Origin of the sequence: Bacillus canaveralius, from assembly GCF_002860125.1 — a bacterium.
Classification (GTDB): domain Bacteria; phylum Bacillota; class Bacilli; order Bacillales; family Cytobacillaceae; genus Bacillus_BJ; species Bacillus_BJ canaveralius.
Genome location: NZ_PGVA01000032.1, coordinates 1 through 16,446, shown reverse-complemented (window position 1 = coordinate 16,446; position 16,446 = coordinate 1). Strand labels below are relative to the sequence as shown.

7 protein-coding genes and 2 pseudogenes are annotated in these 16,446 nt (G+C 35.3%); 7 read left to right on the top strand and 2 right to left on the bottom strand.

What is annotated here, in order from left to right:
• The first annotated feature begins 120 nt into the window (after positions 1 to 120).
• Complete coding sequence (locus CU635_RS14295; RefSeq protein WP_101578057.1) at positions 121 to 1,305, top strand: M20 family metallopeptidase; 1,185 nt, start codon at positions 121 to 123, stop codon at positions 1,303 to 1,305.
• Between the two features lie 23 nt (positions 1,306 to 1,328).
• Here CU635_RS14295 and CU635_RS14290 read toward each other — a convergent pair.
• Positions 1,329 to 2,235: pseudogene (locus CU635_RS14290) on the bottom strand (aminotransferase-like domain-containing protein); the annotation flags it as partial.
• A gap of 213 nt (positions 2,236 to 2,448) precedes the next feature.
• Here CU635_RS14290 and CU635_RS14285 point away from each other — a divergent pair.
• Positions 2,449 to 4,170 carry an ATP-dependent nuclease gene (locus tag CU635_RS14285; protein ID WP_101578056.1) on the top strand — a complete coding sequence of 574 codons (1,722 nt, stop codon included), beginning with the start codon at positions 2,449 to 2,451 and terminating at the stop codon, positions 4,168 to 4,170.
• Positions 4,171 to 4,248: 78 nt separating this feature from the next.
• On the opposite strand, the pseudogene CU635_RS14280 reads toward CU635_RS14285, so the two are convergent.
• A pseudogene (locus CU635_RS14280) lies at positions 4,249 to 4,359 on the bottom strand (ATP-binding protein); the annotation flags it as partial.
• A 782-nt stretch (positions 4,360 to 5,141) separates the two neighbouring features.
• Between CU635_RS14280 and CU635_RS14275 the strand changes: the two are divergent.
• From CU635_RS14275 to CU635_RS14245, 5 genes are all read left to right on the top strand, one after another.
• On the top strand, positions 5,142 to 7,742 hold the full coding sequence (locus CU635_RS14275; RefSeq protein WP_101578055.1) for a DrmE family protein: 2,601 nt from the start codon (positions 5,142 to 5,144) through the stop codon (positions 7,740 to 7,742).
• A gap of 17 nt (positions 7,743 to 7,759) precedes the next feature.
• A complete protein-coding gene (locus tag CU635_RS14270; RefSeq protein ID WP_101578054.1) occupies positions 7,760 to 11,356 on the top strand; it encodes a helicase-related protein in 3,597 nt (1,198 codons plus the stop codon).
• An 8-nt stretch (positions 11,357 to 11,364) separates the two neighbouring features.
• Positions 11,365 to 13,272, top strand: coding sequence for a DUF1998 domain-containing protein (gene drmB, locus CU635_RS14265; protein WP_101578053.1), 1,908 nt, complete (start codon positions 11,365 to 11,367; stop codon positions 13,270 to 13,272).
• Between the two features lie 23 nt (positions 13,273 to 13,295).
• Positions 13,296 to 14,318: a DNA cytosine methyltransferase gene (locus tag CU635_RS14260; protein WP_101578052.1), complete on the top strand. Its 1,023-nt coding sequence runs from the start codon at positions 13,296 to 13,298 to the stop codon at positions 14,316 to 14,318.
• 815 nt (positions 14,319 to 15,133) lie between these two features.
• On the top strand, positions 15,134 to 15,997 hold the full coding sequence (locus CU635_RS14245) for a proline iminopeptidase-family hydrolase (protein WP_101578050.1): 864 nt from the start codon (positions 15,134 to 15,136) through the stop codon (positions 15,995 to 15,997).
• Positions 15,998 to 16,446: the final 449 nt, after the last annotated feature.

Genomic DNA, 16,446 nt, shown 5'->3' with positions numbered 1-16,446 from the left:
TTCGTTCTACGCGTTCATTGGGAAGCTTTATCATTTCGTAACATTAGTTCCTATGCTTTTGTATTTTATTTAAAGTAGTTGTGCCAGACTGCTTCTTTTTTTTCTTGGGGGGAACTTAAATTGGTTGATTATTTAAAGGCTATTGAGTTAATTGATGAAAGGGAGGCAATAAACTTTCTCCGTTCATTAATTAACATCAATAGTGTCACAAATACTGGTAGTGAAAAAGCGGTTTCGGATGTCATTAAGGACCGATTAAAAAGATCTAATTTAACTCTTTTTCCTGACCCGATATCAGAAAAAAGAGAAAATCTGATTGTATCCTATAATCATGAAATGAAAGATGAAGATTGTAAAACACTAATTTTTAGCGGACATTTTGATACTGTACCGCCTGGAAATGTAACTTGGAATTATGGAATTTTCGAGGGGGAAATCAAGGAAAACAAACTGTTTGGCCGTGGTACCACCGATATGAAAAGCGGCGTAGCGGCCATGGTGATGGCAATCGAATGTATTGAAAAAGCACAAATAAAATTAAATGGGAATCTTCGTTTTGTTGGCACAGTGGGTGAGGAAGTTGATTGCTTTGGTGCAAAACGAGTAATAAGAAATGGCCAAGTTGAGGATGCCACAGCCATTGTGATTGGAGAGCCTACGGCAAATAAAGTGAAGATCGCACACAAGGGCGTACTTTGGTTGAAAATATCAATTTTTGGTAAAACTGCACATGGATCTATGCCCTCATTAGGGGTAAATGCCATCTGGGGGATGAACCATTTCATTAATGAATTAAGAAACTATTCCCTGAAATATGAACACCATCCTATATTAGGAGAATCAACGATTAACATTGGCATGATTCAAGGTGGAGTAAGTACAAATGTAGTTCCCGACCAGTGTACCATCTATTTAGATATAAGAACTGTACCAGGACAAAACCATGAAGATATTGAAAGAGACATAAAAACTTTAGTAGAAAAGACAACAAAACAAAATTCCATGTCTTTTCAGATGGAAACAATTAATGATTTAGCATGCGTGCATACTGCTAATGAAGACCCGTTTATTGGACTAGCAAAAAACACGAATAAATCTTTGCTTAACAATGATCAACCTGCTGGAGGGGTCAATTATTATACCGATGGTTCCATTTACAACAAGGCTCTTCCCCACGTTCCCATATTAATCTATGGACCAGGAGAGCCGGAAATCGCGCACCAGCCAGATGAGTGGGTAGATTTACAAAAATATATTGATTCAATTAAATTTTATATTAAGCTTGCTGTTGATTACTTAGCTTAAAGACACAGGGTTTTACTTAATATCTCATAGGTGTAAATCGGAGCGGGCGGCTTCTCATCAAAGTAATATCATGATTGGCATCATCCTCTATCAACAGGCAGCGATACTGTTCCGCCAGCTGCACTAGCTGTTTCGCTGCTCAGCAGGTACGGTATAGCCAGTTGGATTATGAAATGTCGGATTCAGGTAAAACAATCTTGGTCGATAGAGCTTCATATAGTGTTCAAGCTGATCGAGATCATATCCATCCGGGGTTATGTCAATGGTTTGAATCCTAGCACCTCTTGCCTTAAAAATATCGATGGCAGCACTGTAACTCGGCCGTTCGAACAAAACGGTGTCCCTCGGTTTGATGAACGTTTCGGCAACTAGGTGAATCCCTTGCTGTGAACCCGATAGGATTAATAGATTGTCTGGCGTAAGTACAGTCTTATATTTTTTCGTAAAATAATGCGAAAGAGCTTCACGCAGTTCCTCATCCCCTTGCACAGTGGCGTATGTTGCCAGGACCTTTGGATACAGATCAAACACCTTTTTAACGTAATCGGAGAAATAATGATTCGGAAGAAGATTTGGATCTTTTAGTGCCTGGGAAAAGTTATAATCAACCTGTGCCTGGTGGATTTCAGATAAAGAACTTTTTGATACATTCGCGGTAAGGATTGGATGATCGCAGATTTCAAATACAGGTTCCTCTGATTGAACATAATAGCCGACCTTATCCTTTACATAGATCTTGTTATGCTGTTTCAGCAGCTTATAGGCTTTCAAAACCGTCAACCGATTGATTTCTAATTCAGCGGCCAGCTGTCTGACGGAGGGGAGCTTCTCATTTTCCTTCCACTCCTTGCGCTCGATCCGGTTCAGCACACAATCAAACACCTGTTGAAAAAGAAAATCTTCCCCTGCAGTGACCTTCGCCATCTTCATTCCCCCCCTAAATATGGATCCAGTCATTATTAATCTTAGAAAGGTATGAGTAAGATCAGCCAGAGCTTAACCCTATTTTGTTTACTACTGAGGAGCTGGCTCATGGATTTTGTTGAATTTACAAGAATTAAGTTATTTTTTGTAAAAACAAGCACTCAAAAAGTAGGGTATATATGGTAAAATATAAACTAATATACTTAGGAGGAATGCTTGGTGAGATTAACAAAATTTAGTGTTACGAATTATAAGGTTTTTAAAGATACCTTTGCCATTGATTTTTCTAAAGACTCAATTGCAATTTTAACTGGAAGAAATAATACTGGTAAATCGACTATATTAGAAGCTATAAACTGTTTCTTTCAAAAAGAGACTAAAGCAAAAACTATCTCTAACGATTGCTTCTCTGAACGGGGTAAGGAGATTGTCTTGAAAGCGGTATTTGAGTCTGATGAAGATAAAATCACTATCAAAAAGAAATATAAAGAGGAGTCTGCTCCTAGTTTTTATGATGAAAATGATGTTGAAATTAAAAACAAACACGAATTGAAAGATACACTAGAAGAAATCTTGAATAATAAACCTTTTTACATAACCCCATCTATGTTACCTGATGATATTAACGATTTAATTCAAAATATATATTCTGAGATAATCAAAAATGATTTACAAAAGCTTGAGGGTTTTAATGGAGACCCTGAAGAAGAAAAAGAAATGTTCCAATTAGCACAGGAATATTCTCAAATCAGAAAGTCTTACCCTAAGTTTTTACGAAAGCTTAAGTTAAGTACGGATAAACTTCTTGAACAAGTAAGTAATGATGTTTCCGATAACTTGCGTGTTCTATTTTCTAACGAACATTTATCCTTAAATGTAGTAGGTGGAGAGAGTGAAGGCTTTTCCTCAACAGACATATTAAAGTCTACAAATTCAAGTGTTTATATTGACAATAATAAACAATCTAAAATGCCACTAGCAAACCAAGGGACTGGTTTACAACGAATGAGTCTAATATACCTTATTCAAAACATGATAGAAAAAAAACTCATGGGTGAAAATGATAATAAATTATTACTGATAGATGAGCCAGAAGCTTTCTTGCACCCAGAAGCAGTTCGAGCATTAAGTCGTTCTCTATATAAAATTGGGGGAAAAATGCCACTAATGATTTCGACTCATTCGCCAATACTTATAGATTTGTCTGAGAGGCATACCTCTATTCAAGTTTTCCGTGTTGGTGAAAAAGAAGCAATTCAATTATATAAATCTATTAGTGAGCACTTTGATGATGATGATAAAAAAAATATGAAGATTTTAAACTATGTGGACTCTTATGTGAACGAATTTTTCTTTGCGGATAAAATAGTGATTGTTGAAGGGGATACTGAGTATATTGCTTTTAAACACCTTGCTAAATTAAAGAATAAGAATGTACACATAATTCGTGCTAGAGGTAAAGCTACAATTGGAACCTTGATGAAAATTCTTAATCAGTTTAACTCTAGTTATGATGTTTTACATGATGTGGACAATCATACTAAGCACTCCTCTTCTACATTAAAAGCTCAACTTACGAATTGTAAAAATATATTTAAACTTAAAGAGAGTAGTAGCATAAGAATTTTCTGTTCAATAGCAAATTTTGAAAATGCTATCGATATCGGAGACGTATCAAATCATAAAAAAACTCAAACAATTTATCAAATATTACATGGAACCTCTGATACAGATGAGTTTGTTAAATCTAGAAGGATAGTAGAGAATTTATTTGACCAAATAATAAACCGTGGTGAAGAGAAAACTTTAGATGTGGGATTTCGTAGAATAAACAATGAAAAGGATTATGATGATTTATTTGCTGGATTGATAAAGCATAAAACTGACGAAGAAATGCAAAATAAGAACAAAATGGAGGCAGAGAAAGTAGGTTCTTATTAATTAGATTAAATCTGTATTTGGCAAGTGAAAAATGCATTAAACGCAGATAAAAATGTAACCACTTGGCAACATTAATTCCTAGTTTTGTAGTAAGGATTCTTTATAGCGATGACTATCCCCATTGAAAACCACTAGATGAGAGTGGTGAATTAACCGGTCAATGACAGCCTCTGTTAAGATTGGATAACCTGTATAATCACAATCTTTTCTGTTAACCTCGTGTCTGATATAATTAATCTCGGCCACTGCCAACATCTCCTTGATACCTCCTGCGATTTATCCCAACAGGAAGTGTATTGTTATTTAGGAATGTTGGCAAGTGGTTTTTTTAATTTGTGCAGCGCCCTCCGGGCACTGCACAAATTAAGTGCCATCCCCTACATTTTTATTGTGCCATATACACATAGATTTAATAGTGCAAAATCGTAATGCAAGCAGTGTAAAATAAAGGATCCGGCTAGTTGATGATTATTAAAAAATCGGAGAAGTTTTAATCGAAAATTATATTGTTAGTATATTTTGCATACTGTTTATGAAGATTCAGCGCGTTGCTATCCACATGTTCCTTCTTTATATCTTTTAGCTTGAAGAACCCATTTAGTGGGGTTTATGCACATAGATAAATGTACAATTTTTAGGGTTACTAAATCGCAAAAAAACATATACAGGTTCCTAGTTGTTGTTTCTAATGGTAAAATGTAGGGAAGACTACATGGTTATTAGATAGGGATGCGATAAAGATTCAGTAGTACATATAATAATTCGAAAATACGGTGTAATTTATAGCTACACATTGAAGATTTTTGCCCCAGGAATAACTGGCAATACAGTCGGTTCCCAGAAATAGAGCGAAAATATATATTTATTTTTGTGTACTATTTCAGAAAACACATTGACATAATAAAACGAGGTAGAACAAAACAAATTTATACTAGAAAAGCATCACCTTGTTTAAAGGAAGTGTATATAAAATGTTGAGTGACAAGATACGCAAAGCATATGATAGATCCTTTTTCTTAATAGATAATAAACCCATACAAAAAAGTGATTTCATTAGCAATGTTTCGGAAACTGTTATTAAATTACTCACAGATTCAAAAAAGGAACGTGGGATTATTCTTCACCCAGGTACGTGTTTGCCCTTATACGTAGCTACGATAATAGCAAGTTTTAAATCATTTTTGTCAGATGATACTGAAGATATGTCATTTATAAATGAATTAACAATTGGAGATCTTGTTATATACCAAAATAAGAGAGGGAAGTTCAAGGGAACGGATAATGAGGGCAGGATAGTTATAGAAAATTGTGATAGAGGAACGTTAACAGTTAATCGTGTTCCGTTTTCACTTGCAAATACGATATTACCATATTTCGGTACTGCAAAGACACTTGATGGAAGAGGTATAAGAAAGACAACTAAAAGGCAGAAAGTCATTTCGACATTGTTTGATATAAAAAACAAAGATGTAAACAGCATCACTAATAAATCAGTTGTAATTGTATGTGAAAAGTCAGAAGCTGATGGTTTAATGAAAAGACTTAAAATTTCTGTTAATAAAGAAGCAATAGAAATAGGGGACCTGTTCCCTGCAGGCTATTATACCAATAGTGATCTACATTATTATTCGGGTAATCCAGCTAAAGTTGAACCCTTATTAAAGTTTACCAATAAACTATCTGTTGCGCGCGAGTTAATCATAGAAGATAAAAATATTGAAACATTAATAATATCCGGTTCTAAGTATTTTTCAGAGGACATATCAGAATTAGCAAGTATTTATAATAGAAATTCTTTGAAAAGTATTGTGATGCTAGGAGAATTGTATAAAGGTATTGATTTGCCAGTTTACAATAATTTTGAGAACCTAAAGAAGTTTGTGTGGATAAATGAGAGACTCAGTAGCATCGGTAAGGACAAGGAGAATAATGGTATTAAGATATGTGAAGAAAGTAAACAGTTAAACAAAATGATAGATAATTTTATTAACATAAAGATTAATGTTGAAGATTTAGACATTATTTTCAATCATGGTGATTTCTTAGAATGTAAGAAATATTTACAACATTTAATTAGATATAAGAGCAATAATGAAAACATTACTATATTTATAATCAAGGCGTATTGGTTATTAAATCTATTAGAGAAATCTTTCTTTCCTTTAACTACTATGGAGCGTCTCATATTGGAGGGACGAATAAATGCACTTTCCCCAACCAAAGCATTAGAAAGTATATATAATATCGCAAACCAATTTAACAATACAACAATTGGGCAGAAAATGTTTGCCATATCATCTATTCTTAGAAGGATAAAAAATGAAATGGATCACCGGAATCCAAAATATAACTTCCTTATAGAATTTTTTAAACAAATAAAACATAAAAAGAAGAAAGTTTCGATAGTTACAGCTAAAACATATTACGGAAAAATTTTTTTACATGCATCTCCTACTGCCTTAAAAGGAATAATAGAAAAATGTGAGTTTTATACCCACAATAACTTCAATTCACACAATCTAGTCGATGAAGTCATATTAACAGGAGTTGAAGATTGGAATAAGATGAATCCATTATTTATATCTAACACCAAATTAGTAACATTCTTATTGTATCCAAATGAAAAAAAACAATTAATACAAAAAGAAGCTCAAACAAAGAAACAACTTTGCTCTCTTACAGAGAATCTGGACAAAACAAGTATGTTAGACATGAACCTTTCAGAATTGGAAGCATCAATGGAACTAACTGAGGAATCTGAAGAAATAACTATTGAGACAGAATTAGATACATTCACCAGCCAGATTTCTTTTAATTTTGCAGTTACAGAAATGAAAAAACTAGACTCAGTTGGAATACAAACATCAGAAATTCAAAGAATTGCAATTTTGGAGACAGGAGAAAAAGTTTTCTTTACGAAATATTACACTCCATATGTTTATAGCAAAGATAGTCAATCAGTAATTGAATCAGATGTGTCCTCAATAGTGTCCGGGGATCTTCTTGTATTTACAAACTATGACAGTGAAACTAAGGATATCGTAGAAAAAATAATTCAGATAATATTGCAGAGCAAAAATTGTGATGAAGTTTTTAGAGAGAGTTACAAGAAATCTCTCTATTGGAAACAAGCATTAAAAGAGTTTATGACAAAAAATAAATTATCTTTCAAGCAATTATCTGACAAAATGAAAAATGATGGAAAGGGAAAACATGAAGTCACTTTAAGATCTTGGTTAGATGAAGAGAGTCATATTGTAGGACCGCGGGATAGAGAAACTTATCATTTGATAGCTAAAATCACTAATGATTTAAAGATGTTAGCTGATCCAGATTCTTATTACAATTCATGCAGGGAAATTCGCTCTATGAGAACAAGGATATTAAAATACATAGGAAAAAATATTATCCAAACACTTAATAATAGTAATGAGTTACCACATGATGACATTTTATCTGCATTACCCATAAACGTTTCTAATATGTCCTATGTAGTACAAATTGAAAAAATGATCGATGTTGAAAATCTAGTTATACCATCACATTTTGCTAACAGGCCTCAGAATTTATGAGAACCGGAGGTAGAAATATGAATGATATATTGTTTGAAACAAGAAAAGAATTGGTATCAAAAATCCAAAAAGAGCTTTTAGGTCCCGGATCAGAGTATTCAATACCGAATGAAGATAATGAATTAATTACCGACTTGCCTGAAGTGAGATATAGTGTCGGCATACTTTTCCCTCAAAAAAATCTAATTAATGCAGACAATAACGAGGTTCCAACTAAAATAAATGGCCACGATACTGATCATTATAATGAAACAAACCAAGAAGAAAAGATTGATGAAGATAATGATTCTCAGAAGCAATATCGAGGAAATGTGGGAGAGGAACCTAACATTGGAACTTTGGACGAAGATATTGGGCTCTCAATGCAAAATATGCCTTCTTCCATGGGATATACATTTTTTATAAATAGTAATATCGATGAATTAATCTTTGATATTTCATTCGCAACTTATAGGAAAGCCACTGTTGAGGATTGCAAGTTACCTTTCAATCCAGATAATGCTGAACAGTATGTGTTGCCTATCAAAGTTGTTCATTTGGTTGAATCTTCAAAGGAGTTAGGGCTGTTGGTCTTAAAAAACCCCTTAAAAAGAAAAGACGTCTACCAAATATTAGAAAATGAAGAGGTGAATGATGTTTATTTAATTGATTCTCTTTACAGATTGAGCAATCAGTTTGAAAAGGGGTTCGTTAGAGAACCACATAATTTTACTATTAAGTTAGCTTTCACTGATGAAAAATCCTTTTATGAGGAGCCAAATCTTAATGATCAAAATATAAAATTGGTTGTACTACGTAAACGCGCAGAAGAAGGAATAAATGCCATTACCGCTATGCTTGTAAACACAAATTCGGGGGGGTATAACGGCACTAATTCTTTTTTTCAACCAATGATTGTTGTTGATACAGAAAAAAATCCAAATATAATATTTCACGCTTATTCAAAAAGATACTATTCTCAAAAACAGGATAGTGAAGAAAAAAGTCTTGACCTTCTTTACAGGGATAAAAAAGTTTATGCCACCGGTCATGGTGTTTCTGCTGATTGGAAGATAACTGAGTCTGATAACGGTAAGGTATGGACAGAATTTGTGCCAGTTTATGAAGTACCTCAAATGGATTTTAATATTTCAGGCCTTGATACAAACGTGTTGTCCATGAAATATTTATCAGATATAGATTCCACAGAGAAACTGGATAAATTAAATTCTATGAAAAAGTTAGTAGATGCTTATGCAGCATGGATAGTTCAAATCGGTCAAAAAGGGAAGACCCTTGATGAAAGATACCAAGAAGCGGTAAAAAAGCATATTCACGATTGTGAAGAATCACTTCAAAGGATGTACGTTGGATTAGAATTACTAAAAGACGATGTTAAAGTATTTAATGCTTTTCAACTAGCGAATCGGTCTATGTTTATGCAACGTATTCATGCAAATTTTCAAAAAGAAGATCATTACCCAGATGATCAACACCTACAAGAACGAATGTCACAGTTAAATTATTATTTAGAGGACGATAGTACCCATAGATGGCGCCCCTTTCAACTTGCTTTTTTACTTATGAGCTTGAAATCAATAACAAACGAAACCAGCGACGAGCGAGATCTTGTCGATCTAATATGGTTTCCGACAGGAGGGGGGAAGACGGAGGCCTATTTAGGGCTTACGGCATTTACTATTTTCTATAGGAGATTAGCTCATCTTGAAACTTCCAAAGGGACAACAGTTATAATGAGGTATACTTTAAGATTACTTGCAGCACAACAATTTTTAAGAGCAGGAACTTTAATATGTGCCTGTGAATCAATCAGAAAAGACAGCATGAAAAGAAAATCCAAGTACCCTTCTTATCAGCTTGGAACCGAAAAAATTACTATTGGTTTATGGATAGGAGGGACACATACACCAAATAAAAATGACAAAGCAAAAGAACTAGTTAATAAACTCCATAAAGCCACTAGCAGTGATATAAGAGAGGTTAAAGATATCAACAATAGATTTCAGATACTGAAATGCCCATGGTGTGGCACAAAACTTGTGAAAGATCAAGATTCCTCAGGTAAATCCTTAGTTGGTCAATGGGGCTATTCAATGCGGGATAAAAACCATTTCCAAATTAATTGTACTCAAGAAAATTGTGAGTTTGAAAGTGTTCTCCCAATTCAAGTTGTTGATGAGGAATTATATATTAACCCCCCTACATTATTATTTGGAACTGTTGATAAATTTGCTATGTTACCTTGGAAAAATGATATTGGTAGTTTTTTTGCCACTTCAGACGAAAATAGAACACCTGAATTAATCATTCAAGATGAGTTACATTTAATCTCGGGCCCCCTTGGTACGATGGTTGGACTCTATGAAACAGCAATTGATGCACTTTGCAGTGCAAAAGGAATTAAACCTAAGATTATTGCTTCCACCGCAACAATCCGTCGAGCTAAAGATCAGTGTTCTAATTTATTTAACCGAGATGTGCGACAATTCCCAGCTCCAGGGATAGACTCAACTGATTCATTTTTCGCGAGAGAAGCGAATATACAAGACAAGCCTGGCAGATTGTATGTCGGTTTCATGCCATCGGGTAAAACAAAAGCTATGATGGAAGTTCGTTCAATAGCGGCGATTCTTCAACGTGTTCATATGATGGAAATTCCTTATCACATAAAAGATAAATTCTGGACATTGGCCGTATATTTCAATAGTTTGCGCGATTTAAGCAAATGTATGACCTTGGTAGATGATGATGTTAAGGATTTTTTGAGGAGAACCGCACAACGTTTTGGGAAAAGGAACTTGACGAGACCTCTTGGATCTGCTCATGAACTTACTAGTAGAATATCTACTTCACAACTGAATGAGACATTGGAAAAGTTAGAACAACTAGTATATAGTGAGGAAAATCAGCGAGATAAGAAATACCCAATAAACGTTTTACTTGCAACCAATATGTTATCAGTAGGGGTGGACGTTGCTAGGCTTAATGTTATGTTATTGGTTGGACAACCGAAGTTGACAAGTGAATATATTCAAGCTTCAAGTAGAATAGGAAGAACATATCCAGGAGTAGCGTTTGTATTATACGATGGTGCAAAAAGCAGAGATAGGTCGCATTATGAACAATTTAATGGTTATCATCAATCTTTTTATAAATTTGTTGAGCCCACAGGGGTAACACCATTTGCAAAACCCGCAAGAGATAGAGCATTGCATGCAGTAATGGTGACATTAATGAGACATAAGTTTGGCTTATCTCAAGATAAAGATGCAGCCTTGTTTCAAAAAGACGCGGACGGCGTAAAAGAGATACAACAATTTATCACCCAGCGAATGTCAGAAATCAGAGATCGAGTAGATATTGAACTCCAAGATGAAAATAATGAAGTAATACAAGAAATGAAAGATTTTTGGGACGAGTGGGAAGATCGGATTTCCAGGGGAAGCAACAATTTTTTTTATGGCGATAGGTTTATAGTTACTGATCCTCCTACTGACAGTAAAAGGTTACTTAAAGTATACGGAAATGAGAGTAGTGACAATGCAAAGGAAACATTAACGTCCATGCGCAATGTTGATAAAAACGTTATCGCTGGTCTAATTATCTGGGAGTGACTAAGAAAATGTCCAATATAGGGAGACAAAGGGATATACAAAGATTAAATAAAATTACACATAGTATAAGAAGTGCCCAAGCTATTTTGCAGTATGGTGTTGGAGCAATGGTAGATTTTCCGGATCAAACTCTTATGACGGCGGCACCAGAATTTTGGGGTTCAAAAGTAATAAAGATACATGATGAGAGACTCGAAAAGGCTTTAAACGTAGATTATTTTGGGATGCCTGGGAGTAGTAACTATGATTGGGGAATTGCATATGCAAGATTTCCTGAGTGGTATTTTTGCCCAAAATGCAGGAAGTTCCAGCCATTAAAGAGCTGGTTATCTGAATACAATAGGAAGGCAACGCAGAAAAGAAAAGACCAAGATCCGTATATGAAAAAACCTCGTTGCTTGGAATGTAAGAAAGACCTTGTACCAACCAGGATAGTGGTTGCTTGTGAAAGTGGGCATATAGATGATTTTCCATGGGTTAAATGGGTACATGATAAAAATGTGGGAGGTAAAAAGCAAGTCTGCTCCAATCCAACATTAACATTTGAAACAGGGACAACTGCTTCTGCTGGGCTAGAAGGTTTAATAGTTAGATGTAAAAACTGTAATGCAAGAGCTACATTGGCTGGTGCATTCGACAAGGATGCTATGGAAAATATGGAGCATAAACACGGCCCTGGTTATGGATGTACTGGTAAAATGCCTTGGAAAAATAAAACTGTGGATTGTGGTGAATTCCCCCGTGCTATGCAACGAGGTGCATCTTCGCTATATTTCCCTAAAGTTATAAGTTCTCTCGTAATACCTCCCTATTCGGAGAAAATAAATAATCAAATAGAAAAGTCTCGAGCTTTTGAACGTGTTTTAAATTTTATTGCCGAATGTGATGAAGAAGAAAGGGAGGGGAAAATAGCAGCGAGGATAGATAGGTGGTCCGAGGAAATTGCGAGAGAAATTTCAGCTGAGACAAATATAATTAAGAACATATTAATCAGAAGGTTCTCTAAACCAACTAATGGAGAATCCGAAAGGATTAATGCTAATGGAGTTATTTATAGATTCGAAGAGTTTCAAGCATTATCAGGATTAATATCAAAAGACAGTATTAATGGTAATGATTTTGTACGTGAAGAGACAGATATACATAGGTATGGTATTCCATCTGTGAAAAGCATCTCTTTGATAAATAAAATTAGAGAGGTACGTGCGTTAACTGGCTTCACAAGAATTAATCCTCCGGATACTTTCGAAATGGGTGATAAAATACCAGGTTTTATATCAGTTAAAGAACCTGAAACTAGGTGGTATCCGGCTTATGAAGTACGTGGTGAAGGAATTTTTATAGAATTTAATAGTAGCGACATTTCCAATTGGTTGGAAAATAATTCAAACGTTTTAAAACGATCTGAAATATTAAATCAAAATTATAGAGATTCATATCAAGGTGGTATTTCTGAACGAGACATAACCCCTAAGTATATTCTGCTGCATACAGTAGCCCATTTATTAATCCGACAATTAAGCTATGAATGTGGCTATACTGCCGCGTCATTAAGAGAAAGAATTTACTGTAGTGAGTTAGAAGACGGCATTGAAATGTCAGCAATTTTAATATACACCGCGAGCGGAGATTCAGAGGGCACACTAGGAGGCCTTGTTAGGCAAGGATATTGGGATTGTTTTCCATTAACTTTTAGAAAGGCCATAGAATTCGGTGAATTATGCGCTAATGACCCGGTGTGTATATCTAGCCAAGGTCAGGGAAGGGATGCTTTAAATTTGGCAGCTTGTCATTCATGTGGATTATTACCCGAAACAAGTTGCGAAGAGTACAACGTATTTTTGGATAGAGGACTAGTAGTGGGAACCTTTGAGGATAGACAACTTGGTTTTTATAGCAACTGGATAAATACGTAATTTTTACAAGAGAGATGATAATTATGGCATTTACAGCGATTGATTTATTTGCAGGATGTGGAGGTTTGTCCGAAGGCTTAAGACAAGCGAACTTTAATGTTATTGCCTCTGTTGAAATTAATAAGTTTGCGGCACAAACGTACCGTTTAAATCATAAAGAGACTAAACTTTTCGATGAAGATATTCGACAGCTAGATGTAGAGGAAATCAAGAAACTGTTAGACGGTGAGACTCTCCACTTACTCTCTGGCTGCCCACCCTGTCAAGGGTTTTCCTCAATTAGACGATTAAATAGAAACAATCCCGTTGAAGATTCAAGAAATGATTTAATACTCGAATACTTAAGGTTTGTAAAAGAACTGAAACCTTTGACAATAATGATGGAAAATGTACCGGCTATAGTAAATTATCATTTATTTCATGAGGTTCACAGAGAGTTAATTAAGATGGGCTACCATATTGATTTTGGTATTGTAGATGTTGCTAATTATGGAGTTCCACAAAGAAGAAAGCGGTTTGTAATGCTAGGTTCACGACTTGCTAATATCTCTATTGCTCAAGGTAACGATTTAAAACGAACAGTGCGTGACGTGATAGGGGGATTAGAAAGTACTGAAAACACTTATGATCCTGTTCATAAAATTTACCCTAAGCATGTTAAAAGAATAAAAGAAATGATAAAAAAAATTCCCAAGGATGGCGGGAGTAGAAAGGATCTTCCAGACGAGTATATATTAGCATGTCATAAAAAAGAGAATGTTGGTTTTAACGATGTTTATGGGCGCCTAAGATGGGACGATGTTTCTTCAACTATCACAGGTGGTTGTTTAAATCCTTCTAAAGGAAGGTTTTTACACCCTGAAGAAGATCGTTGTATTTCTGCCAGAGAAGCAGCCTTACTACAAACTTTCCCAGCTAATTATGAATTTCCAACTGACATACCTAGGAGCTCAATTGCATTGATGATTGGCAATGCGTTACCGCCATTATTTAGCCAAGTCCAATCTAATCATATTAATCAACATTTATTAGTTAATTTGATTTGAAATTAAGGTGGAATTATTTAGGAATCTTAAACGTAATAAAATCAATTAACAAATAACAAATGAGTTTTTTACTCCCACCCCATGGATGAAACACTTTCTCTCAGTAATGTGGATCACAAAATTATTTAGTAATATTCGGCTCTTTTTGTGGCTTTGTAGTAACGGAGGAACTATCAAAAGTACCTCTAACTGCTGAAGAATTCATTGGAAATTCCTAGCTTTTACGATAATTAAACGAAGATCAAATTGAAACAGTTGGACAGCTTCCAAAAGAACTGGTTATTCTGGCTAAATATGAAAATGTCGGGGTCGAGACAGTTGAAAAATTGTTTGAACAATTGAAGGCCAAATCAAAAGAAAAGACTGTCGCCAGTGAAGCAGAACATATAGACGAGGAAAATAAAAAGAGTATAAAAAGTGGGAATCATTGTGGGTAAACGTAACACTTGGGAACGTTAAGTCTGTGATTCGAGGGGAAAGTGTACCTTCCATTTGGAAAGAGGCTTTGAAATGGATTGAAGATCAGAAGTTACCGTTGCATGAGCTGGTTAAAGAGGGCATTATCCTCGGCTCCACTGATTCAGGAAAACGGTATGCTATCGCCCTTCAACCAATTCACCGGGATGGTAGGCATTTTACTCAATTGCATAGCTATAAATCGCAGGTGAAGTCTATTACCTCGAAACTAAAATCAAACCGAAATCCGGGCTTGAAACTCTAGAGAAAATTCTGAAGCGTTTGGGAGTCGAGGTGGACATTCCACTTTTGAAAGGTGAATAAGAGAGGATTTTTCATAAAGAATTAGGAGGAGCACGATGTACGAAGAAGGCTACATAGATGTAACCGGAGGAAAAGTCTGGTACGAATTTTATAATAAGGACTCCACTGGTACGCCTGTTTTTATACTGCACGGAGGTCCAGGTTCATCATCTTTTTCGCTTGAGGGTTTGAAAGAGCTGAGTGTGGACCGTCCTGTCATAATTTATGATCAGCTGGGGTGTGGAAAATCGGACCGGCCATCGGACACTTCCCTCTGGCAAATTAATCGGTTTGTGGAGGAGCTTGCTCAAGTAAGACACGTCTTAAAGCTGCATGAAATCCATATTCTTGGTCATTCGTGGGGAACTACACTTGCTGCCGCTTATTGTCTGACTAAGCCAAGCGGAGTGAAAAGCGTTATCTTTTCCAGTCCATGCCTGAGTGCTCCATTATGGGCTCAAGACCAAAAAAAGAATATTGAAAAGCTTCCTGAGGAAGTTCAGGAAACCATCAAACGTTGTGAGGAAAACGGGACGACTGATTCAGAAGAATTCAAAAAAGCAATCAAAGCGTTTAATAAAGAATTTGTTTGTAGAATTGAACTTGATCCTGAGTGGGTAAAAGAAAACGCCAAAAACCGCAATCAAGAAGTATACCAAACCATGTGGGGTCCGTCTGAATTTTCCGTTCAGGGGAACCTTAAAACCTTTGACTGTACAGCTCAATTAAAGGACATCACCTGTCCAACGCTTTACACATGTGGCCGTTATGATGAGGCCACTCCTGAAACAACAGAGTATTATAGCAGCCTCACTCCGAATTCAAGCTTCCATGTGTTTGAGAAGAGTGCACACATGCCATATTTGGAAGAGCCTGAGGAATATTTGAGGGTAATGAGAAGTTGGTTTCAGTCACTATAATATAAATTTGAAGAACTTAATAAGCGGACAGGAATCAATAAGATTTCGTGTCCGCTCTTTACTTTCCATAGAAAAGTTATCTGATGTGAATTTTTTTCTCCTTTGTTTTTCAACATAACTCCACTCCATAATTAGTTTGGGACTCCTCTTTTAACTGCAGAGACTTTATAACAGATATACAAAGTGTTTGAAACATCAATTTCAACAATTTATTGTTCAGTAAATTTCTAAAGAGTTCGAAAATTTAAAAATCCATATTTACAAAGTAAGGTTTTCAATGTTAATATGTTGTTATCTTGAATTCAACTTGAATTCAAGATGAATACAACATAGGAGAAGACCATGAAAAAAAAGGTAACATTAAATGAAATCGCTTATGAAAAAATTGATTATTGCATATGAATTGAGCCACATGTGCGGAGTTTTGAGCCAGTCAGTGCGGAAAAGTG

What these genes read in the sequence shown, in the direction of transcription:
- CU635_RS14275 (WP_101578055.1), top strand. Translation starts at nt 5,142, where the DNA reads ATGTTGAGTGACAAGATACGCAAAGCATATGATAGATCCTTTTTCTTA.
- CU635_RS14270 (WP_101578054.1), top strand. Translation starts at nt 7,760, where the DNA reads ATGAATGATATATTGTTTGAAACAAGAAAAGAATTGGTATCAAAAATC.
- CU635_RS14245 (WP_101578050.1), top strand. Translation starts at nt 15,134, where the DNA reads ATGTACGAAGAAGGCTACATAGATGTAACCGGAGGAAAAGTCTGGTAC.
- CU635_RS14260 (WP_101578052.1), top strand. Translation starts at nt 13,296, where the DNA reads ATGGCATTTACAGCGATTGATTTATTTGCAGGATGTGGAGGTTTGTCC.
- drmB (WP_101578053.1), top strand. Translation starts at nt 11,365, where the DNA reads ATGTCCAATATAGGGAGACAAAGGGATATACAAAGATTAAATAAAATT.